General features: G+C 49.1%; 20 protein-coding genes and 1 pseudogene. 16 read left to right on the top strand and 5 right to left on the bottom strand.

Translation table 11 applies throughout. The annotated features are described in order from the left end of the window. Positions 1-10: 10 nt before the first annotated feature. A complete protein-coding gene (locus MJ769_RS12665) occupies positions 11-1,261 on the top strand; it encodes a hypothetical protein (protein ID WP_239237509.1) in 1,251 nt (416 codons plus the stop codon). A 124-nt stretch (positions 1,262-1,385) separates the two neighbouring features. Here MJ769_RS12665 and MJ769_RS12660 read toward each other — a convergent pair whose 3' ends face one another. Next, positions 1,386-1,529 (bottom strand): hypothetical protein, encoded by a 144-nt coding sequence (locus MJ769_RS12660; protein ID WP_239237508.1) that lies wholly within the window; start codon positions 1,527-1,529, stop codon positions 1,386-1,388. A 32-nt stretch (positions 1,530-1,561) separates the two neighbouring features. Between MJ769_RS12660 and MJ769_RS12655 the strand changes: the two genes are divergently transcribed. The 14 genes from MJ769_RS12655 (at position 1,562) to MJ769_RS12590 (ending at position 13,779) form a co-directional block, all read left to right on the top strand. After that, positions 1,562-1,993, top strand: a complete 432-nt coding sequence (locus MJ769_RS12655) for a putative toxin-antitoxin system toxin component, PIN family (RefSeq protein WP_239237507.1) — start codon at positions 1,562-1,564, stop codon at positions 1,991-1,993. After that, positions 1,980-2,228 carry a hypothetical protein gene (locus MJ769_RS12650; RefSeq protein WP_239237506.1) on the top strand — a complete coding sequence of 83 codons (249 nt, stop codon included), beginning with the start codon at positions 1,980-1,982 and terminating at the stop codon, positions 2,226-2,228. Before MJ769_RS12655 ends, MJ769_RS12650 begins: the two co-directional genes overlap by 14 nt. Before the next feature lie 96 nt (positions 2,229-2,324). After that, the gene (locus MJ769_RS12645; RefSeq protein ID WP_239237505.1) at positions 2,325-2,645 is read left to right on the top strand and encodes a hypothetical protein; all 321 of its coding nucleotides are present in this window, start codon (positions 2,325-2,327) and stop codon (positions 2,643-2,645) included. Between the two features lie 546 nt (positions 2,646-3,191). After that, complete coding sequence (locus MJ769_RS12640; RefSeq protein WP_239237504.1) at positions 3,192-3,521, top strand: type I restriction endonuclease; 330 nt, start codon at positions 3,192-3,194, stop codon at positions 3,519-3,521. A 252-nt stretch (positions 3,522-3,773) separates the two neighbouring features. Beyond that, positions 3,774-5,033 carry a 6-phosphofructokinase gene (locus tag MJ769_RS12635; protein WP_239237503.1) on the top strand — a complete coding sequence of 420 codons (1,260 nt, stop codon included), beginning with the start codon at positions 3,774-3,776 and terminating at the stop codon, positions 5,031-5,033. A gap of 21 nt (positions 5,034-5,054) precedes the next feature. Next, positions 5,055-7,082: a sodium-translocating pyrophosphatase gene (locus tag MJ769_RS12630; protein WP_239237502.1), complete on the top strand. Its 2,028-nt coding sequence runs from the start codon at positions 5,055-5,057 to the stop codon at positions 7,080-7,082. 246 nt (positions 7,083-7,328) lie between these two features. Continuing rightward, the gene (gene folD, locus MJ769_RS12625; RefSeq protein ID WP_239237501.1) at positions 7,329-8,186 is read left to right on the top strand and encodes a bifunctional methylenetetrahydrofolate dehydrogenase/methenyltetrahydrofolate cyclohydrolase FolD; all 858 of its coding nucleotides are present in this window, start codon (positions 7,329-7,331) and stop codon (positions 8,184-8,186) included. 57 nt (positions 8,187-8,243) lie between these two features. Next, positions 8,244-8,600: an FKBP-type peptidyl-prolyl cis-trans isomerase gene (locus tag MJ769_RS12620; RefSeq protein ID WP_239237500.1), complete on the top strand. Its 357-nt coding sequence runs from the start codon at positions 8,244-8,246 to the stop codon at positions 8,598-8,600. A gap of 219 nt (positions 8,601-8,819) precedes the next feature. Beyond that, on the top strand, positions 8,820-9,005 hold the full coding sequence (locus tag MJ769_RS12615; protein WP_239237499.1) for a tautomerase family protein: 186 nt from the start codon (positions 8,820-8,822) through the stop codon (positions 9,003-9,005). Next, entirely contained in the window at positions 8,995-10,242 is a 1,248-nt protein-coding gene (locus tag MJ769_RS12610; protein WP_239237498.1) for a TIGR03862 family flavoprotein, read from the top strand. The genes MJ769_RS12615 and MJ769_RS12610 overlap by 11 nt, the downstream gene beginning before the upstream one ends. A gap of 252 nt (positions 10,243-10,494) precedes the next feature. Beyond that, positions 10,495-10,713 (top strand): antitoxin MazE family protein, encoded by a 219-nt coding sequence (locus tag MJ769_RS12605; protein ID WP_239237497.1) that lies wholly within the window; start codon positions 10,495-10,497, stop codon positions 10,711-10,713. Then, complete coding sequence (locus tag MJ769_RS12600) at positions 10,710-11,033, top strand: type II toxin-antitoxin system PemK/MazF family toxin (protein WP_239237496.1); 324 nt, start codon at positions 10,710-10,712, stop codon at positions 11,031-11,033. Before MJ769_RS12605 ends, MJ769_RS12600 begins: the two co-directional genes overlap by 4 nt. Before the next feature lie 233 nt (positions 11,034-11,266). After that, the gene (locus MJ769_RS12595) at positions 11,267-12,793 is read left to right on the top strand and encodes a TIR domain-containing protein (RefSeq protein ID WP_239237495.1); all 1,527 of its coding nucleotides are present in this window, start codon (positions 11,267-11,269) and stop codon (positions 12,791-12,793) included. A 50-nt stretch (positions 12,794-12,843) separates the two neighbouring features. Continuing rightward, entirely contained in the window at positions 12,844-13,779 is a 936-nt protein-coding gene (locus tag MJ769_RS12590; RefSeq protein WP_239237494.1) for a hypothetical protein, read from the top strand. 626 nt (positions 13,780-14,405) lie between these two features. Here the strand turns inward: MJ769_RS12590 and MJ769_RS12585 are convergent. Beyond that, positions 14,406-14,807, bottom strand: a pseudogene (locus MJ769_RS12585) (helix-turn-helix domain-containing protein); the annotation flags it as partial. Positions 14,808-15,192: 385 nt separating this feature from the next. Between MJ769_RS12585 and MJ769_RS12580 the strand changes: the two are divergent. Further along, positions 15,193-18,066 (top strand): aconitate hydratase, encoded by a 2,874-nt coding sequence (locus tag MJ769_RS12580; protein WP_239237493.1) that lies wholly within the window; start codon positions 15,193-15,195, stop codon positions 18,064-18,066. A 128-nt stretch (positions 18,067-18,194) separates the two neighbouring features. Here MJ769_RS12580 and purT read toward each other — a convergent pair whose 3' ends face one another. The 3 genes from purT to MJ769_RS12565 all read right to left on the bottom strand — a co-directional run bounded on the left by purT (position 18,195) and on the right by MJ769_RS12565 (position 21,847). Continuing rightward, positions 18,195-19,406 carry a formate-dependent phosphoribosylglycinamide formyltransferase gene (gene purT, locus MJ769_RS12575; protein ID WP_239237492.1) on the bottom strand — a complete coding sequence of 404 codons (1,212 nt, stop codon included), beginning with the start codon at positions 19,404-19,406 and terminating at the stop codon, positions 18,195-18,197. 206 nt (positions 19,407-19,612) lie between these two features. After that, a complete protein-coding gene (locus MJ769_RS12570; protein ID WP_239237491.1) occupies positions 19,613-21,403 on the bottom strand; it encodes a DUF262 domain-containing protein in 1,791 nt (596 codons plus the stop codon). Positions 21,404-21,643: 240 nt separating this feature from the next. Next, positions 21,644-21,847, bottom strand: a complete 204-nt coding sequence (locus tag MJ769_RS12565) for a hypothetical protein (protein ID WP_239237490.1) — start codon at positions 21,845-21,847, stop codon at positions 21,644-21,646. Positions 21,848-22,036 lie beyond the last annotated feature (189 nt).

Below are 22,036 nucleotides of genomic sequence, written 5' to 3'. Positions count from 1 at the left end.
ACCCTTAATCTTGATCCGCTTCGATGAGGCGTTTTCACAGTCCTTGCTCAATGCTAGACAAGGGTTTGAACATCTTACGATTGTAAAACCACACTCGGTATTACAAGATTTCAAGCTGCCTACGCTTTGTTTGCTCGAAATCCAAGACCACGCTAAAACCAAGTGCTACCTGGGCACAGCGACCAGAAAGACCGTCGTCAGCACATTCGACTCCAGATTAACCATCAAGAAGCTTCGCTACATTGCGCCTTCTTCGCTACAGGAGATCGAGGCAAAAGTTACCGATAAGCGAATGAAACAACTTCTCGCTAGCAGAATCCCCGTCGATGGTGCTTTCTCAAACCTATCACCGAAACTCAGCGTTTATCTCATCGAGTTGTTGGCGCAATTTCCCGACAAACATGCCGCGCTTGATACTGCGCTTGCTTTGCTGCCTGGGTTGCGACGAACACCCCATATCAATTGGGCTCAGGAAGATGCTATTAATACTGCCATGACTGCTTTCGGCATCCGGCTCAATGAAGTCCCGAATGAAGTCACTTTGAAACGGGGCGCCTCATCCGGCCTCGGTCTAATTGGCGCTCACCTCTATGAAGATAATGTTATTCATGCGGATGCATCCTATCTACCAGGCTTTGATGTGATTGCGCCGGACGTTACGGGGCGGGCAGTTTTTAAAAAACGTGATGAGCGGCTGGTGATCTACACCGCAAACAGGCTTCCTCTGGAAGAGATGCTTGGAGTTGATCTGATCTACATCAACGAAACCAGGGGCAATATTGTTATGATCCAATACAAAATACTGAAAGAACCACAAAATAATAGCGGGAATAGAGACTGGATTTTTAGACCCCATAACGACAAAAATTTTGCTTCTGAAATCAAAAGAATGTCACTTCCAGCTTTTCAAGGAAAAATCACAGATTACCGCCTAAGTCGTAATCCCTTCTTCTTCAAATTTGTGAAGCGAAAAATCGTAGATGACTCGCATCAGTCCTTTCTGGTTTCACTGGATCACCTGAATCAAATATTGACCTCACCTGAGGCCAAAGGGTCAAGGGGTGGAATTCGTCTTAGCTATGATGCCTTGGACGGAACATATCTGCGCGATGCCGACATGATCAGCCTGATCCGCTCCGGGTATGTCGGCACTCATCGAGCGGAAACCGAAGCATTGACCACGATTATTTCTGAGGTTGCCAACGGCAATAGAGCGTTGGTTCTGGCTTGGCAAACGAAATCTCAGGAGTTGGTGTGGTGAGCAAATGGATTAGGCATGTTAAAACCCTCGAAACCCTCCGCGGCAACCTGCTGCCCAAATTGATGAACGGAGAAGTGAGGGTGGTGGCATAGCGTGCTCAAGACGCGCTTGAAATAGGAGGCAGTTAACTGAAAATGCCAGTGACGAATTGCAAGCGGATGCGGTTGTCCGGAATTTCCGGATAACTGCGGCAGACTGTAAGTAATAGAGGCAACTTTCCGGTAATTCCGGACAGTTCAAGGGTGATCAACAACAGGATGGTTGCCATGTTTACCGCTTAAGAATAATATTGCTGGCAATATGACAATAATTCTTGACACCAATGTTTTAGTGGCGGCTGTCCGCAGTCCCACCGGGGCTGCTGCGGAAATCATGCGCCGCATCTTGCAGGGCGATATTAAAACGGTCGCAAGCGTGCCGTTGTTTATGGAGTATGAGGCGGTGTTGCTTCGCCCCGTTCATTTAAAGGCGGCGCGGGTATCGGCAGCAGACGTGAATAATTTGCTGGATGTGTTGGCTGGCGTGGTTGTGCCGGTTGAGGTGTTTTATCTGTGGCGTCCGCAGCTCAAGGATGCCAACGATGACATGGTGCTGGAGGCGGCGGTGAGCGGACAGGCTGATGCCATTGTGACGTTTAATACCAGGGAGTTTTTGCCCTCGGCGGAAAAATTCCATATCAGGGTGTTGAAGCCGAGTGATTTTTTAAAGGAGCTACGCGATGGGAACCACTAGCAATTACGCTTTGCGATTGCCCGCTTCACTCAAGCAGTCCGTTGAGCAGGTCGCGCGGGATGATGGCACTTCGCTCAACCAATTTATTGTGACTGCGATTGCCGAGAAACTGGCAGCGATCAAGACGGCTGATTATTTTCAGGAACGTGCAAAGAGCGGTAATCTGGATGCGGCGCTGGCCTTGTTGAACCGCACGGGCGGCGTGCCGCCGCAAGCAGGCGACGAGATTTTATAGGCTATGCCTCATAAGCTGACCAAAAACGCCATCGAAGATTTCGTCATCAAACTGATGAGCGGAGAAGTGCGGGTGGTGCTATGAGAGGTTTTTGCCATGACCGAAAATAGTCAGATCACCATCTACCAAACGGCTGATGGTTCCCCCCAGATCGAGGTGCGGCTTGAACAAGACACGCTGTGGCTGAACTTGCTGCAACTGGCGGAGTTGTTTGGCCGTGACAAGTCCGTTATCTCCAGACACCTGAAGAAAATTTTCGATACGGGAGAGCTTGCACAGCAGGCACTGGCGTTGATCCGCAAGGCGGCGCGCTCGCCTGAAATGTCCGCCGAGGAGGGCAGTGGGCTGGTGGAAATTGTCAGCCCTTACACGCAAACCTTTCTTTGGTTGCAGCTGCGGCATGGCATTCAATCCTGACATTCATCATCGCCGCTCCATCCGGTTGCGCGGATATGACTATTCGCAGACTGGGATGTATTTCGTGACTATTTGCACGCAAGATCGCCCGTGCCTGTTTTGAGATATTGTGGATGGCGTGATGAATTTAAACGATTCGGGAAAAATGGTACGCGCCACATGGGATGAAATTCCGGCCCATTACGCAGGTGTAGAAATCGAGCAGTTTGTCGTGACGCCAAACCACATCCACGGAGTTATCACCCTTGTAGGGGCAGGCCCCCGTGCCTGCCCTGATGGTGCTGGGCAACCACAGATTGAAGTTGAAGGGCAGCCACAGGGGGTTGCCCCTACGGGGTATTCTTTATCTGATGTCGTGCACCGGTTTAAGACTATGACCACCAAGAAATATACGGATGGCGTTAAACAAAATGGCTGGCAACCATTTCCCGGAAAATTATGGCAGCGCAATTATTACGAGCACATCATCCGCAATGACGAGGCGTATTTGAAAATAGCGGAATACATCCAGACCAATCCCCCAGCGTTGGGAAGAGGACACCTATTATGTCTAAGCTCACCGAATCCGCCATCGAAGATTTCGCCATCAAGTTATTTGAACGCCTGGGCTACAGCTATGTTTATGCACCGAACATCGCGCCCGATGGTGAGAACCCGGAGCGCAGTCATTATGGTGAAGTGTTGCTGACTGGGCGGCTGACGCAGGCGTTAAAACGCATCAACCCCAAGCTGTCGCCTGCGATGTTGCAGGATGCGCTCAAAGAGGTGCAGCGCATCAGCGCACCTGAGCTGCTGGCGAATGACGTGATCTTTCATCACTTGCTCACCGAAGTCGTGAAAATTAATCGCAACAAAATGCGAGGTCAGCGCGGCTGATCAAGCATAGCTGATCGACTTTGCGAATCCAGAGAATAAAAAATTCAGAGTGATCGCTGCGCTCAATTACCGGCAAGAAGCTTGCTCATTGAGCAAATATCAAATAAGGGCCACAAGCAAAAATAAACGCTCTACCAAGTTTTAAAGAACATTATTTGATTATCTGAGCCCTTAAAAAGGGAGTAAGATAAATTTCTGCATTACCAATCTATGGCTGGAAAATCAATAAACTCATAGGGAGTTATCAATCACATGACAAAAAGAAACGTATTTTATGCACAATCCGGTGGCGTAACCGCAGTAATCAACGCATCGGCTTGCGGTGTGATCGAAACGGCACGTGTCCATAAGGACAAAATCGGTAAAGTCTATGCTGGCCGTAACGGCATCATCGGCGCGCTGACTGAAGATCTGATCGATACGACCAAGGATACCGCCAAGTCCATTGCGGCACTGCGCTACACTCCGTCCGGCGCATTCGGTTCCTGCCGCTTTAAGCTGAAAGGTATTGAAGAAAACAGATTGCAGTATGAGCGGCTGATTGAAGTTTTCAAGGCGCACAACATTGGTTATTTCTTTTATAACGGCGGCGGTGATTCCGCTGATACCTGTCTAAAAGTTTCACAGCTGGCTGATAAAATGGGTTACCCCATTCAGGCAATCCATATACCCAAAACAGTCGACAATGATTTGCCCATCACTGACTGTTGCCCTGGTTTCGGCTCGGTCGCCAAATACGTCGCCGTATCGGTACGCGAGGCCAGTTTCGACGTTGCTTCCATGGCCAAGACTTCAACCAAGGTATTTGTGGTGGAAGTGATGGGCAGACATGCCGGCTGGATAGCCGCTGCCGGTGGTTTGGCCTCGGATGTGAATTGCGAGTTGCCGATTGTCATCCTGTTTCCCGAAATCCCCTTCAACAAAGAAAAATTTCTGGCCAGAGTCGATGCTATGGTGAAGCAACATGGTTATTGCTCAGTCGTTGTGTCAGAAGGCGTGCAAGGTGCAGACGGCAAATTTCTCTCCGACCAGGGGCTGCGAGATGCTTTCGGTCATGCTCAGTTAGGGGGCGTAGCGCCGGTGGTGGCCAACATGGTGAAGGAGGCGCTGGGTTTCAAATTCCATTGGGCGGTGGCTGATTACCTGCAACGTGCCGCGCGCCATATCGCTTCCAAGACCGACGTCGAACAGGCGTATGCGCTCGGTAAGGCTGCGGTGCAATTGGCGTTGAAGGGCGAAAATGCCGTCATGCCAACCATTGATCGTCTCACCGACAGGCCCTATAAGTGGAAAATTGGCGTTGCCCCGCTCAAAAAAGTGGCTAACGTAGAAAAAATGATGCCGCGCAACTTTATCACCAAGGACGGCTTTGGCATCACCGACAAGTGTCGTGCCTACCTCGCTCCGCTAATCAAGGGCGAAGATTACCCCCCTTACAAAGACGGTTTGCCACAGTATGTTCGGCTCAAGAATGTGGCGATACCCAAGAAACTGGACGACTTTAAAATATAGGGCATCTCTAAGGAGAAGCTTATGTCTGATGGTCTGATATTTACGCTGTTATGCGTAATGGCGGCGCTCATATATGGAGCGCTTTCTATTAGATGGATTTTGGCGCAGTCGAGCGGCAACGATCGAATGCGCGAGATCGCTGCTGCAATACAGGAAGGTGCTTCTGCCTACTTGAACCGGCAATACAGAACGATAGGTATCGTCGGTGTCACTTTGTTTCTGGTCATTTGGTTTATACCGGAGCTGGGTTGGAAAACAGCTATAGGTTTCGCCCTCGGCGCGATTCTGTCTGGTCTAACCGGCTATATCGGTATGCACGTGTCGGTGCGCGCCAACGTGCGCACCGCGCAAGCTGCACATGCCGGCCTCAACGCAGCTTTGAACATGGCTTTCAAGGGTGGAACCATTACCGGCATGTTGGTCGTCGGTTTGGGTCTGCTGGGCGTGGCGGGTTACTTCGCCTTCCTCACTATTTCAATGGGCAATACCCCTATGGAAGCGACCCATGCCTTGGTTGGCCTGGCTTTCGGCGGTTCGCTGATTTCTATCTTTGCCCGTCTGGGCGGCGGTATTTTCACCAAAGGGGCTGACGTAGGCGCAGATCTGGTGGGCAAGATCGAAGTGGGCATCCCCGAGGACGATCCGCGCAACCCGGCGGTGATTGCCGACAACGTTGGCGACAATGTTGGCGATTGCGCTGGCATGGCTGCCGACCTTTTTGAGACCTATGTTGTGACCATCATCGCCACCATGCTTTTGGGTGGCTTGCTGATGGCCGATGCCGGCTCAAACGCGGTGATCTACCCACTGGCATTGGGCGGGTTCTCAATCATTGCTTCCATCGTCGGCACTTATTTTGTGGCAGCACGAGAGGGTGGCAAGATTATGAACGCGCTCTATCGCGGCCTGATAGTAACTGCCGTGTTGGCGCTGATTGCCTTCTATCCCATCACCCAGTGGCTAATGAGCGACAATGGCGTTTATTCTGTTAACGCGCTGTATGGTTCGGCACTCATAGGACTAACGCTGACGGCCACACTGGTGTGGATCACCGAATACTACACAGCGACTGAGTTCAGCCCGGTAAGACATATTGCTGAAGCCTCCACCACCGGCCATGGCACCAACGTGATCGCCGGCCTGAGCGTATCAATGAAATCTACCGCTGCGCCAGTATTGGCGGTGTGCATGGCCATATGGAGTGCCTACGAACTGGCCGGTTTGTACGGAATCGCTATCGCCGCGACCTCAATGCTTTCTATGGCGGGAATCATCGTGGCGATTGATGCCTTTGGCCCGATCACCGACAATGCCGGTGGTATTGCCGAAATGGCCAGGCTGCCGGACAACATCCGTAACATCACTGATCCCCTCGACGCGGTAGGTAATACCACCAAGGCCGTGACCAAGGGCTACGCCATCGGTTCAGCTGGCCTCGCGGCACTTGTGTTGTTTGCTGACTACACTCATGCGCTTTCTGCTGATCACCCGGGCTTGACGTTCGATTTATCTAATCACCTGGTAATCATCGGCCTTTTCATCGGCGGCATGGTGCCCTACTTATTTGCCGCCATGGCCATGGCCGCAGTAGGCCGCGCCGCCAGTTCTGTAGTGGTAGAAGTGCGCCGCCAATTCAAGGAAATTCCCGGCATCCTGGAAGGTACCGGCAAACCTGAATATGGAACCTGCGTTGACATGTTGACCAAAGCCGCTATCAAGGAAATGATGGTGCCCTCATTGTTGCCGGTCGTGGTTCCGGTAATCGTCGGCTTAACTCTTGGCCCACAAGCATTGGGCGGTGTGCTCGTTGGCGCCATTGTGACCGGCATCTTCGTGGCAATTTCCATGACCAACGGGGGTGGCGCATGGGATAACGCCAAAAAGTATATTGAGCAAGGCAATTTCGGCGGCAAAGGCTCCGAAGCCCACAAGGCAGCAGTAACAGGCGACACCGTCGGCGATCCCTATAAAGATACTGCTGGCCCTGCCATCAACCCGTTAATTAAAATCATGAATATTGTGGCGCTAATGATTGTGCCATTGTTATAAATCGCATTCAGCAAATCCATTCAGGGGGCTATCACCAAGTTCCCTTTTTCTCGCCCTGATCTTCTATGGACTGAATGTTACAATTCGCATCTTTTCAATACACACAAAAAACTCGCATCATGAGTTCGAGTTGGTCAAGATTCAGGATTTTTTTCGTTGAATAAGCCTACTCAAAATCATGATCAAGGTTGCCAACAATCAAGTGCATCAACAAGATATTCGTTTTAAATTTCAAGGAATAGAAAAATGACAGCTCATATCATTGACGGCAAGGCCATCGCTCAGGAATTACGCACCGAGTGGAGGGAGCGTGTGGATGCGCTAAGGACGCTCGGCATTACGCCGGGCTTGGCCGTCATCATCGTGGGTGAAGATCCTGCCTCAAAGGTGTATGTTGGCAACAAGGTAAAAGCCTGCGCCGAAATCGGCCTCTACTCCGAACATATTGCGATGCCCGCCGACACGCAAGAAACAACATTGCTGGCGAAGATTGCTGAATTGAATGTTAATCCGGCGATCCATGGTCTGCTGATACAGCTACCCTTACCCAGTCATATCGACAGTCACAAGGTGCTGGAAGCCATCAGTCCGAACAAGGACGTAGATGGATTTCATCCGATGAATGTTGGCGCATTGGTTACCGGAACCACCTTATTTCCGCCCTGTACACCTTCTGGTACAATGAAATTGCTGGAGAAAACGGGTATCGAAATCGAAGGTAAACACGCTGTGATAGTTGGCCGTAGCAATATCGTCGGCAAACCAATGGCACTTATGCTGCTGAACAAAAGTGCCACAGTTACCATTTGTACCTCCAAGACGGTGAATCTTGGCAAGTACACGCGGGATGCCGACATTCTGGTGGTCGCTACTGGCAAGTCACAGATGATTGCTGGAGATATGATCAAGCCCGGTGCGGTCGTAATTGATGTCGGTATCAACCGTCTGCCCAACGGTAAACTAGTGGGTGACGTTGATTTTGAGAGTGCAAAAGAAGTGGCCGGCTATATCACCCCTGTGCCTGGCGGTGTCGGCCCAATGACTATTGCCATGCTGATAGTGAATACTATACAAGCAGCAGAACGTACAAAAAAGCAAGAGTAACCGTTATTTCAACACAAGCAGAAGTGACGAAACCTAAACCAAATCACAAGGAAAGAAATGACTACAATCACCACCCCATCCGGACTGCAATATGAAGACATTACCGTTGGCACTGAGAGTGCTGAAGCCCAAGGAGGACACACCGTTACTGTGCATTACACCGGTTGGCTTACAGATGGCAAAAAATTTGATTCCAGCAAAGATATAAACGATCCTTTTCAATTCACTATCGGCGCAGGAGAAGTAATAGCTGGCTGGGATGAAGGTGTGCGAGGTATGCAGGTCGGTGGCGTACGTAAACTGACTGTTCCTCCATCACTGGGCTATGGCGTGCGTGGTGCAGGGCGCACCATTCCTCCAAATGCAACGCTGGTGTTTGAAATAGAGTTGTTGTCAGCGTTATACGCGCGCTGATCGATTCACAAAGCGTGTATGTATTGGCATACAAATCGAAGTAGCCGAGGGTTAAAAATATAGATATAGCGTGGCAACTTTAGTCCGCTCTAAAATCTGATGTTTTGTATTACCGATGTGCAACCGGACAATTGAAGAATTGCCCGGTTTTTTTTACGCTTAAATAATCCTGTGGGGTTTATCTCCTCTTTAAAATTTTTACTTACTAAGGAAAATACCATGCCTTACGTCAATATTCGCATTGCCGGAACACTTAATCGCGAACAGAAAGCAAAGATAGCAGCAGAATTTACCGACACTCTGGAACGCATTGCACATAAACCGAAGTCTTACACTTACATTACTTTTGACGAACTGCCGGACGAAAACTGGGCGGTTGCAGGACAATTGTTGGATGAAAAATAAATTGAACGTCAAGTCGGTTGCCGTTATTGGAGGAGGGCCAGCGGGGCTGATGGCTGCAGAGATATTGATTCAGGGCGGCGTACGGATCGACCTTTACGATGCCATGCCTTCTGTGGGACGCAAGTTTCTGATGGCTGGCAAGGGCGGCATGAACATCACGCATTCCGAGCCATTTGAACCATTCCTTTCGCGTTACGGTGCAAGCCGCGCCCAGATCAAGCCGTTGCTTGACAATTTCGGGCCGGAGGCACTGCGGGAATGGGTGCACAACCTCGGCATCGCGACATTCGTCGGCTCGTCCGGGCGCGTATTTCCGACAGACATGAAAGCAGCGCCACTCTTGCGCGCCTGGCTGCACCGCCTGCGTGAAGCAGGTGTGCATTTCCATATGCGCCATCGCTGGTGTGGGTGGAATGAAAATGGTGCGCTACGCTTTACCACGCCACAGGGCGAGCACATCGCGAATGCCGATGCGCTAGTGCTGGCACAGGGTGGCGGCAGTTGGCCGCGGCTCGGTTCCGATGGCGCTTGGGTGCCGCTGCTCGCGCAGCGCGGCATTCCCGTTGCGCCATTACAACCCGCAAACTGCGGTTTCGATGTTGGCTGGAGCGAGCACTTTAGCTCAAGCTTCGCCGGACATCCGCTAAAAGCGGTGACGGTGACCTTTACCGATGCAGCGGGATGCCTCCATCGCCGACAAGGTGATCTCATGGTGACGACAACCGGCATTGAAGGCGGCCTGATTTACGCTTTGTCTGCGATTCTGCGCGATGAAATTGCAGCCACAGGCGGGGCAGTCATTTACCTCGATCTCACGCCGGGAAAAGATTTGCCACGCGTTATCGCTGAGATAGCGCATCCGCGCGGTTCCCGTTCGATGTCTAGCCATTTGCAGAGCCGGGCAAATATCAAGGGGGTAAAAACCGGGTTGCTGCGCGAACTGGTACCGCCATCCGATTTCGCCAACCCCGAGCACCTTGCGGCCTCGATTAAATCATTGCCGTTGCGGCTCATTGCACCGCGTCCGCTGGATGAGGCTATCAGCAGTGCAGGGGGCGTTGCTTTCGAAGCGTTGGATGAATGCTTAATGGTGCGCGCCATGCCCGGTGTTTTCTGTGCGGGTGAAATGCTTGACTGGGAAGCACCCACCGGCGGCTATCTGCTTACCGCTTGTTTTGCAAGCGGGCGAACTGCAGGTTTAGGAGCGCTGGCGCACCTAGGAGGCAGTCGGACTTGAAGAATCGAAGCGAAAAAGTGGCCGGGCGAGGTCAGATTTTGCGAGCTTTCACCTTTCGGCGAAATGCCTGCTTACCCCACTTGACGATTTTGCAGGCCAATAGATATTTCTATTGGTCAAAAAAGCGGCGAAATATGAACCGGCCAGGCGCTTTCTACATATGAGGGGATAATAAATCTGACCCCTTTGTTTTGTTGCATGTAACAGAAAATCTGGTTACCATGCGTTTCATGTAACGGTTAAATTTAGAGGATGATGATGAGTGCAGCTACATCACTACGGGTACAAAAGCACCGCGCTGCATTGCGGGCTTCCGGGCTGCGTCCGGTGCAGATTTGGGTGCCGGATACGCGACGCGCGGGCTTCGCCGAAGAGTGCCGCCGTCAATCGCTCAGCTTGCTCGACGATGCGCATGAACGCAAGACCCTGGAACAGCTTGCCGCTGTGGCGGACACAGAAGGCTGGCAGTGAGGCGCGGCGACCTGGTGACGATTGCCTTGCAGGGTGATCTGGGCAAACCGCGCCCGGCCTTGGTTATCCAGTCCGATTTATTCGATGCACATCCTTCCGTAACCATTTTGCCGGTGACGGGCGAGTTGCGCGATGTGCCGCTGTTCAGGATTCCAGTGCAGCCCAGCGCAAGCAACGGTTTGAGCAAGCACGGGCAGGTCATGGTGGATAAACCGCAGTCAGTCGCACGCGAAAAAGTTGGTGCGGTAATTGGTCGGCTGGATGATGAGAAGATGATGGCAGTGAACCGCGCGCTGGCAATCTTTATCGGGGTTGCATGAGGCGGTGGTGGCGCTGAACAACAATTCGAACATAGCTCCTTTGATCCTGCTGATCTCTCAAATACGATGAAGAGAAAGTGGGTCAACTAAAGGGGGGGGCAAAGCTCTTTAAGGGCTTCAACCCCTTTAGTTTAACTTAGTGCCATTCGGCTTTGACCTCTTTAGCTCTAGGGGCCATTACTTACTCTAGCAATTATATGTTACGTCCCCTGAATTATTGAAGGATACATCAATTGAAAAAATATAGCGCAAAACTCTTCTACAGTTACTGCCACGCTGATGAAGATATCAGAGACGAAATGGAAAAGTCACTGGTACTTTTGAAAAGAAATGATCTACTCCGAGAATGGTACGATCGCAAAATTATTGCGGGCGAAAAATGGTCAGCAAAGATTCGGAAAGAGTTAGTGGCGTCAGATATTGTCGTATTTATAGTAACTCCGAATTTTTTGTATTCCGAAGCATGCGTTGAGGAGTGGAATATAGCGAAGTCCATACCCAAGATAACTCTTGTAACGGTTATAGCTAAAGATTGTCCATGGTCCGATTTTGACGAAATGAGCGATTACCAGGTATTGCCAAAGGGCGGCAAAGCGATAGCGCTTTGGGATGATAGAGATACAGCCTGGAAAGATGTCTATCAAGGTTTGAAAGCTCTGGTAGAGGAGGTGCAGAGGACTTTCGTCCTTGATATTGAGTTTGAGCAACAACTAACTCGTATCGAATTCTGTTCGCAGACAAAAGATGTTACTCAACTAAAAGATGTATTTGTATTTCCGCAGCTGTATACATTCTTTCGATTTGCGGATACCGAAAAGCAAATTCAAAATGCAGATCAACTTCTTGAGAATAAGCTGATTCTTATCCGAGGAGAAAATCAGAGCGGAAAAACTAAGCTTTGTGCACACCTTTTTCTCTACTTGGTGGAAGCTAGCAGCCCCGCGCTCTTTGTAGATCTAGAAGAGATTAAGTCGAAATCGCCCAACCTAAAAGTCTTCGAAAGCAAATATAGAGATGAATTTACTGGAGATTTTGAATTATGGATGAAGCAAAGAGACTCAACAATAATACTCGACAACCTGACTCATAACGGGCACTCACTAAGGCATGTAGCGCTAGCAAAGGAGCATTTTTCTAGGGTGATAGTTGCAACCTCCACCGATAGCTATAATGCATACTTTAAGGATGAGGTATCACTCGGCCAATTCATCAATGTTCGAATCGGCCACTTTGGTCACAGTAAGCAAGAAGAACTTATAAAAAAATGGATAGAGCTATCATCGGATAAAAGTGAAGCGTCTCGTGAAATAGAGCACGCTAGAGTCGACAAAATTGAACGTAATGTGAACAGCGTGCTCATAAACAATAAAGTGGTGCCCCGGTATCCGTTCTATATCCTCTCAATTCTGCAAACGCATGAACATTTCATGCCCCGTGATATGCAGATTACCGCTTATGGGCACTGCTACTACGCGCTTATCATTGCTCATATGATTAAGTCAGGGATAGAGCCAACTGACGAAAACATCAACCCTTGCTTCAATTTCGCAAGTCATCTCGCCTTTGCGATCCATCTGTCTGGGAATGAAGAATACAAGTTGGATATGGCTGAATACGCTAGCTTTCTGGAAGCTTATAAGGATAAATACTTAATAAAGCAATCTTTGATAAACAGATTATGTGGTCCGAACGGTATCATTAGTAATAATGGAAATGGGTTTACCTGCTTTAGTGTTCCATACAGCTACTACTTTTTTTAGGTAGGTATTTAGCGCAAGCCTACGAAAAAAATCAAGAGAGACTTTTCGAGATGATGAGCAAGAGCTACGTAAGAGAGAATACTTTGGCTCTGACATTTGCAATACATCATGCCCAAGACTCGAAAATACTCGATGATATTTTAACGCACACAGTATGTAGCTTTGATAAGTTCGAGCCAGCCAAGTTAGATCGTCAAGAGACGAGAGTATTCAATGAGCTCCTTGATGCTATACCAAATCAGATACTTTCTGAAAGATCGATTGAGGAGGAAAGGGCCGCTGAGAGAGATAAGCTGGATAGTAAGGAATTAGAGCAGGACGATGATAGTGTGGCCAGTGACACCAACGACACCAACGACTCATCAGATGGTATTTATGTGTCTCAGAAAAATATTGAGATACTTAGCCAAATTCTGAAAAACAAAGCGGGCATTCTTGAAAAATCAAAGATCGAAGAGATAGTACAAATAATTTGTGATGCTGGACTTAGGCTAATAAGTGTATTCTTATGTAATGAGGAAGAGCTAAAGGACCTGACGCAATTTGTAGAAGAAAAGTATGACGGGCTAGTTGGGTTTAAGAAAACCGATGATTATGAGAAAAATAGGCAAGGACTATCTAAAGCCCTAAGATTCACGATATTTCTTTTGACAATTAATAACATAGAGAAAATCGTTTCAGCATTGAGCAAGCCGGAATTGCGAGAAATCATGCAGCATATCAGGGACAAGAATGACACTCCCGCATTTGATGTTATCTACTATTTCTATTCTCTAGATGTTGCAAATTCCTTCGATGACCATCAAAAAAATGAGCTACGGCGACTCGTAGAAAAGTATGAGGGTAAAGAGATGCAATTTCTTCAGCGTATTCTTTCCTTACGTACGCAACATTATCTAAATACTCACAAAGTACGAGCACCAATAAAACAGGCAGTTTCTTCTTTGCTAAAGATAGAAGGGCGTACGGAAAAAATGCTGAACTAGGAAGACATTGCGACTACAGAAACTTCGTGAACATAAAGAAGGAGAATCACGGGGTTAGTGCGGCTAGGCAAGGTCGAACATTCCAGCGGGTGAGAATCCCGTCCCAGCAAGCGTGACCGCGCACTGGGTAGTGAACTCTGGGTCGGCGACAGCAATGTCAACACGGTTAAAGGGGTCAAAACACGGTTAAAGGGGTCAAAGCCCTTTTACCTCAATGCGTTGTTGCTATTCTTATTAAAAAACAACGGGGACAGATTGCAAGTAGAAATAGGGTCAGATTCGATTCAAGTAGAAATAGGGTCAACCCGCGTAAGACGCAATACGCTTTGCTTATTGACGCCCTACATTGTTGAAATGACGTAGGGTGCAATAACCAACGGGCATTGCACCGGATGCTAATCATCACATTTCACCTCATCCTCATTACCACCCGCCCAATTCATCTGGTAGATTCCCTTTTCGATCAACCGAAGAAAGTTTGAATAAGGCCAATTCCAACACATCTGATCAAGCCGTGATTCACTGGGTTGATATGCACGTAATCCATATGCGCCCGATAATCTCGCTCATCTCGAATCAGGTGTTCCCAATATCGCCGTTGCCCTATTCCCCGTTCGCCGCGTTGGGCGCGCACGGCGTTCGCGCATCGGATGAACGCATACCCTGACACCTTTGCGGGGTTTCCAGAAGCCCGATTCAATCATGAGCTGGCGGGTGCGCTCGACCGAGAGGGTAATGTCGTGGCGTTCAAAGAGCTTCTCACGGGCCAACGTCGGCCCGAAGTCACGGTAGTGTGTGCCGATCAGTTCAATCGACAGTCGCTTGGTCACTTCATTCAACCGACGGTTTGAGGGAGTGCCTCGCTTCTTGCTCATCAGCCCGGGCAAGCCCTCTGTGCGGTAGCGCTGCACGATGCGCCTGATCTGACGCACGCTGACCGACAGCCACTTGCCCGCTTCCTTCTGGTCAACTTTATCTGCCGTTAGGTGCTCCATCACTTGCGCTCGTATTGCTTCTTTTTGACTCATCGTTATGTCCAATAAAATTGCCCGCCTCTCGTTTTTACAGGCACTGAGTTTACTCACTCAGGGGACATTTCTATTTGGGGGAAAGGGGACATTACTACTTAGCGCTGACAAGGTTTTAACTGATCAATGTTCGATCCATCTTCGTCGCGTTATAATCCCGCTCTTTCTTTTCAGGGCACCTCTAAAAATCTAATTTTGCGAGCAGCCGCTTTGTGGCTTGCCTGTATACCCCGTTTCGTCACAATACGACGTTACTCTAAAAAACTATCGCTTACATATTAAGCATATGCAGCGATAAAACTTTTTACTTGTGCCTTGTCTTGCTTAGAAACTTGAATTTTTAGAGACGCTCTTTACTTATAAGTTTTCATTCGGAACCCTCACCATGTCGCATAATTTATTCAACACTCGTCAAACATTCGCTCTCGCCAACGGCAAGACTGGCACGCTGTATTCTTTGAAAGCACTCGAGACAGCTGGGCTGGGCAAAGTTTCACGCTTGCCAGTTTCCATCCGCATTGTGCTGGAAGCGGTGCTGCGCAATTTCGATGACAAGAAGATTAGTGAAGCGCACATTCGCCAACTGGCGAACTGGCAGCCGAATGCACCGCGTACCGAAGAAATCCCGTTCGTAGTGGCACGTATCGTGTTGCAAGATTTTACCGGCATTCCGTTGCTGGTTGACCTCGCCGCCATGCGCGATGCCGCTGTGAAGATGGGCAAGGATCCGATGGTCATTGAACCGCTGGTGCCAGTGGATTTGGTGGTGGATCATTCGGTGCAGGTGGATTATTACAATAGTCAGGACGCGCTGCGATTGAACATGGAACTGGAGTTTGAGCGCAATAATGAGCGCTATAAGTTCATGAAATGGGGCATGCAGGCATTTGATACGTTCAAGGTTGTGCCGCCTGGCGTGGGCATCGTGCATCAGGTGAATCTGGAGTATCTGGCGCGTGGCGTGTTGCAAAAAGACGGGGTTTATTATCCCGATACGCTGGTCGGTACCGACAGCCACACCACTATGATTAATGGCATCGGCGTGGTCGGATGGGGGGTGGGCGGCATTGAAGCGGAAGCGGGCATGCTCGGCCAGCCGGTCTATTTCCTCACCCCGGACGTGGTGGGCGTTCATCTCACGGGCAAGCTGCGCGAAGGTATCACCGCAACCGACCTGGTATTGACCGTCACCGAACTGCTGCGCAAGCAGAAAGTGGTAGGTAAATTTGTAGAGTTTTTCGGTGCAGGCACCGCTGCGCTTACCCTGCCGGATCGCGCCACGCTAGCCAACATGGCGCCAGAATATGGCGCAACAATGGGCTTCTTCCCGGTGGACGACGTTACGTTGGACTACCTGCGCAATACCGGACGCAGCGAAGAAGAAGTGGATGCCTTCCAGTCCTACTTCAAAGCACAAGGGCTGTATGGCATACCTGAGGCAGGTACAATCGATTACAGCAGTGTGGTAGAGCTGGATTTAAACAGTATCCAGCCTTCTCTGGCCGGGCCAAAACGGCCGCAGGATCGCGTACCGCTCTCCGAGATGAAAGAAAATTTCAATACCTTGTTCAGCAAGTCGGTAGCAGAGAATGGCTTCAACCAGCTCGCTGAAAATCTGGGAAAAACTTATATTACCGATTTGCCTGATCTGAGCGATGACGTTTGTGTACCGATCATTGGTGGCGGCCTGCAGGATCAGGCATCTGCACCCACTGGCAACGGCAAACAAAGCAACACCAACACCGTGTCTGAAATCGAGATGATGGACAACCACCCGACACCCAGCGTGCGCTGCGAAACAACCGGTAAGATGCTGCCGGCAGTGCAGCTCCACCATGGTGATGTATTAATAGCGGCCATCACTTCCTGTACCAACACCTCCAACCCCGGTGTGATGCTGGCGGCAGGTTTGCTGGCGAAAAAAGCGGTGGAAGCGGGCCTGCGCGTGCAACCACATATCAAAACATCGCTCGCCCCAGGCTCGCGCGTGGTGACGGATTACCTGACCCATTCTGGTCTACTACCCCATCTGGAACAACTTGGCTTCCGCTTGGTGGGCTATGGTTGCACCACTTGTATCGGCAATTCCGGCCCTCTGAGAGCACAAATCGAAGATGCCATACTCGCTAACGATCTGATCGCCGCAGCAGTCTTGTCTGGTAACCGAAATTTTGAAGCACGCGTCCACGCCAACGTCAAGGCCAATTTCCTCGCCAGCCCACCGCTGGTAGTTGCCTTCGCGCTGGCGGGCAAAGTAAATATTAATCTGGATAGTGAGCCGCTTGGCATGGGCCGCAACAATCAGCCAGTCTATTTGAAAGATATCTGGCCAAGCAGTGCAGAAATCCACGCAGCCATGAAATTTGCCGCCGACCCAAAAGTGTATCGCAAGCTATATAGTGACCTTACACGAGACCTGCCACTTTGGAATGCCATTGCCGCCCCTACCGGCAACCAGTACCACTGGGACGACTCCACCTACATTGCGCATCCACCCTATTTCGACGACTTTGGCATGACTGTCGGTAGTGCTTCCGATATCCGCAATGCCAAACCGCTGGGCATTTTTGGTGACTCAGTGACCACCGATCACATCAGCCCTGCTGGCAGCTTTAAAGCGACCACCCCGGCTGGCAAATACCTGCAAAGCAAAAGCGTGGCCATCAAGGATTTCAACAGTTACGGCGCACGACGCGGCAATCATGAAGTCATGATACGCGGCACTTTCGCCAACGTGCGCATCAAGAATCTGATGCTGCCTCCCAATGCCGACGGCAGTCGCGTGGAAGGTGGCTACACACTTTACAACGGCGAACAGTCAGCAATCTACGACGCCGCGATGAAATACATTGCGGATGGCACGCCCACAGTGGTTTTTGCCGGTGAAGAATATGGCACGGGCTCATCTCGGGATTGGGCGGCGAAAGGCACGCAACTGCTCGGCGTAAAAGCGGTCGTGGCCAAGAGCTTTGAACGCATCCATCGCAGCAATCTGGTGGGTATGGGCGTGCTGCCTTTGCAGTTCAAGGGGAATGACAGCGTGGCCACACTCAAACTGACCGGCGAAGAAACTTTCGATCTCACCGGCATCGCAAATTCCATTAAGCCACAACAGGATGTAATGCTCACCATCAAGCGCCAAGACGGCAACACGCAAGAAGTTGCGTTACTGCTGCGGATCGACACGCCCGTTGAAGTTGATTACTACCTCCACGGCGGCATTTTGCCTTATGTACTGCGCGAGCTGGTAAGTCAGTAACGCCAACGCTTGATTGCAACAATAAAAATGTTTCATGTCAGGGCGGGTTCAGAGCGTTTTAATCACCTGAATCCGCCCTTTCAACTAGCCTAATCAAAGCTGTTTCGGATTAGACGGGAATGACAATACTAAAGCTTGACTGGCACCACTTTGCTGGCGGCCAGCTTGGCGCGCATTCTCGCTTCGTTGGTATCGATTCCGTTTGCCAACGCCACGCCCATGCGCCGTTTGGAAAACGATTCCGGTTTACCAAACAAGCGTAAATCACTTTGTGGAACCCGCAGCGCTTCATCGACACCCGTAAAAGCGATAGCCGTTTCTTCCATTTGTCCATAGATCACTGCACTCGCCCCCGGTGCACGCATAGCGGTGCTTACAGGCAAGCCAAGTATGGCGCGAGCATGCAGCTCAAACTCACTCTGCACCTGGGTACACATCGTTACCATGCCGGTGTCATGCGGACGCGGGCTGACTTCACTGAACCACACATCATCGCCATTGACGAACAGCTCGACCCCAAAGATGCCCAAGCCCCCGAGATTGTCCGTAACTTTCCTGGAAATATCGCGTGTGCGCCTTAAAGCCAGCTCAGACATAGCCTGCGGCTGCCAGCTTTCAACATAATCACCATTAATTTGTACATGCCCGATCGGTTCACAGAAATGCGTTTCAACTTCGCCATTGCAGCCCATCGCACGCACAGTGAGCTGGGTTATTTCATATTCAAAATTAATAAAACCCTCGACGATTACCCGTCCCTGGTTCACACGGCTACCGCTGGCGGCATCATTCCACGCCTGCTCCACCTCTGCCGCGCTGTCGATTTTAGACTGCCCCTTGCCGGAGGAAGACATCACCGGTTTTACCACGCAGGGATAGCCGATCCCGTCATCGATCGCCGCACGTAACGCTTCCAGACTGCTGGCGAAAGCATAGGGAGAGGTGGGTAGACCAAGGGTTTCTGCCGCAAGCCGGCGAATTCCCTCACGGTGCATGGTGAGTTGAGCGGCGCGTGCAGTGGGAATAACCCGCGCCAATCCCTCCCGCTCAATCTCGACCAGCATGTCGGTGGCAATCGCTTCGATCTCGGGCACGATGAGATGCGGCTGTTCCAGTTCGACCAGATCACGCAATGCCCCCGCATCCGTCATGTTGATGACATGTGCACGATGTGCCACCTGATGTCCCGGAGCATTGGCATAACGATCCACGGCAATCGTCTCCACACCCAAGCGTTGCAGCGCGATGATAACTTCCTTACCGAGCTCGCCGCTGCCCAGCAACATAACTTTGGTAGCGGAGGGACTAAGTGGGGTACCGACAGTGAGTTGTTTTTTCATAATGGATACGAGTTCATATTCATAAAGGGTATTTGTAAAAGTATATTGTAAAGTCTTTAAAGCTCAACCGACTCAATCGTTCAAACGAGCGTTGAAATGTCTGCCTCGTACCGCTTCTCATGGTCTGGCTAATCGAAAGGCCCATATTGGTACCCCGCAAGGCAGTAGCTGCACCCCAGAAATATTTTTTAGCTCTTGCTGGGTCATTATTGTGCTGATTTTTCGACCTCATTATCCATATGAGCGGTGGACACTTGAAGTAAATTTATAAACTGCGATTTGAGAGCTTTGCGGCGAGTAGCCACAAAATTGATAAAATCTTCAAACGCAAGAGAACCACCCGTATTTACATAGTGCTGCAACAGGAAACTTTCCCGATCAGATTGAGATGGATATGCAAGCGTTAACCACTCTTTGAAATGCTTGTCATTTTTCTCAATATTTTGAGTGGCCTGTAGCAGTTGCAAGTTTGGCAAGGCGTTGCAGGCATTTAAATAGGCATCTACTTGTTCTTCCGCTAAGTGTAAGTTGCGCAGATTCTTCTTATTGAAAAAGGACTGCGGATGAATGTGATCCTGATGATATTTAAAATTGTAATTTAAACCAGGGTACAAGAGCGTGAGTGCGCAATATGTTTTTGCGTTGCCATATCGCAGATCAAGTATATTTTCAATGTCGTCTTCACTAAAGCTAATTGATTTTCGACTGCCGCGATAATGAGCTATGGTTTCCTGCAAAGGAAACTTACCCAAATTCTCATTAACGAGGTCGCGCATCTTGGGATAGATTGAATCTGGCTGACCACCAAACGTACCTTTTAATAGTACGCGAGCCAACCACTCCTTTACTGCCTTTCGATCATTTTCTCGCTGAGCAGCATGCAAAACACTCTGTTCGAATCCATTTTTATAAATAAAGTATGCAATTGGAATAATAGTATTCATAGCAGCAAGGTTGTCACGGTTATAGCCAAGCTTTGCAACCAATTCGATTGCGGCCCGCATAGCCGCAGAGCTATGCTCCCAATTATTTTCAATGACAATCATGTTTTCTTTAGTGAAGTTATCTACTTTGAACTTCACATCAAAATCTGCAAGTACTAAACAAGATTTCAACACGATATCTTTGTTGAATGAAAACCCGTCACCTATTTTGTTAATCTCATCAACAAATTCATGGATAACTTCGCGAGCATCTTTATCTTTCCATTGGGCTGTTGCTATTGAGAGCAACAAGTCGGAATAGCTTAATTTGGTACCACCACTGTTAATGCGGATAAATATTTGCAGTACTTTATCGAGCTCTTCACCTTCCTCCAGGTAGTAGCTGATGGTGCCTTTTTGGTGAATGACATTGAAGAACTCATTTAAGGTATTAATAGCAAATTCTGATTCTTTCTCCGTATAGACTGAGGTGTCCATAAGCTTGTTTTTCATCAAATACATGGATGTCTTACTCATGTCCGTGATTTCCAGCATTTTTCCACACTCAAACCAAAAGTAACCGTCTTTCTTCTCTGCTTCTATATTAGTGAGGAATTTAAAATCGTATTCTATTTCGAGCTCATCTGATGGCTTTAGTAAGTTTAAATATAGCTTTTTTGCAGGAAACGCATTCGGGCTTTCCCATCGGTAATAAGGAATTTTCTTCGAATACGAACCAGTCAATGCTACATACATTGAAGTCATTCTCTGCTGGCCATCAAGCAATGCAATGATGTCTTCATCATTCGATAGATCTGCTTTACGATTGTGGCGACTATCTTTCTCGTGATAGTTTTTCAAGAACTCATAGAACTGAAAGTCTTTGATCTTGCTCTTATCTACCTTCCAAAATAAGAAAGTGCTTATTGGGTAGTCGCGCATTAATGAATCAAATAGAGTCTCTATTTGATCTGTATCCCAAACAAACTCACGCTGAATTGATGGCAGTACATAATGACGCTTTTTGATATGATCAATTGCGCTTTTAATGGTGATGGGTGTTTGATAAGCCATTACAAGAACCTTTTTAATGTTTGACGGATTGGATTTAACTTTGAAGTGCAACCGCCTTTGCTGACGCGGCATAGCGTTTGGTTTTGTTAAAGAATACCTCGAAAGACGATCTAAATCCCAATATTTTCCTAGGGCAATGATTGAGCGCAGTGACTGCCGCTTACACTTCTATTTCCGTAACGATTTCAAACAAAGTGCCTTTGGGGAAGTAATGCCGTAACAACTAATTGATAGTTTCGTTCATCCCCCAGGAAAAGTAGGGATGAGGAAAGTACACATCCATCTCCAATTTTTAAGCAATTCATTATGCTCGGCAAACTCATGGCCGTTATCAATCGTGACTGAGTGGTACTTGCGATTTGTGGCCTTAGCAACTTTGTAACCGCTGCCATAGCGCCATCGGCATGCTTGCCGGTCAGTATGCAGCTCAAGCTTGATCAGCATATCGGTTGCAATAGTTTCGATCCGGCCACTATAAATGCTGTTGAAAGTGTGTTGTAAAGTCTTTAATGCTCAAACGTCTCAATCATGAAATGAGCGTTAAGATGACTGTCCTATACCTCTTTTCTTGGTTTATCAATCACTGCTGTCCGGTTAAATGAATGGTCAAATCGCTGGAAGCCATGATTGACG

Origin of the sequence: Candidatus Nitrotoga sp. BS (assembly GCF_927797785.1) — a bacterium.
Taxonomy (GTDB): domain Bacteria; phylum Pseudomonadota; class Gammaproteobacteria; order Burkholderiales; family Gallionellaceae; genus Nitrotoga.
The sequence above is the reverse complement of the archived record's forward strand: the minus strand, read 5'-3'. Positions and strand labels throughout refer to the sequence as shown.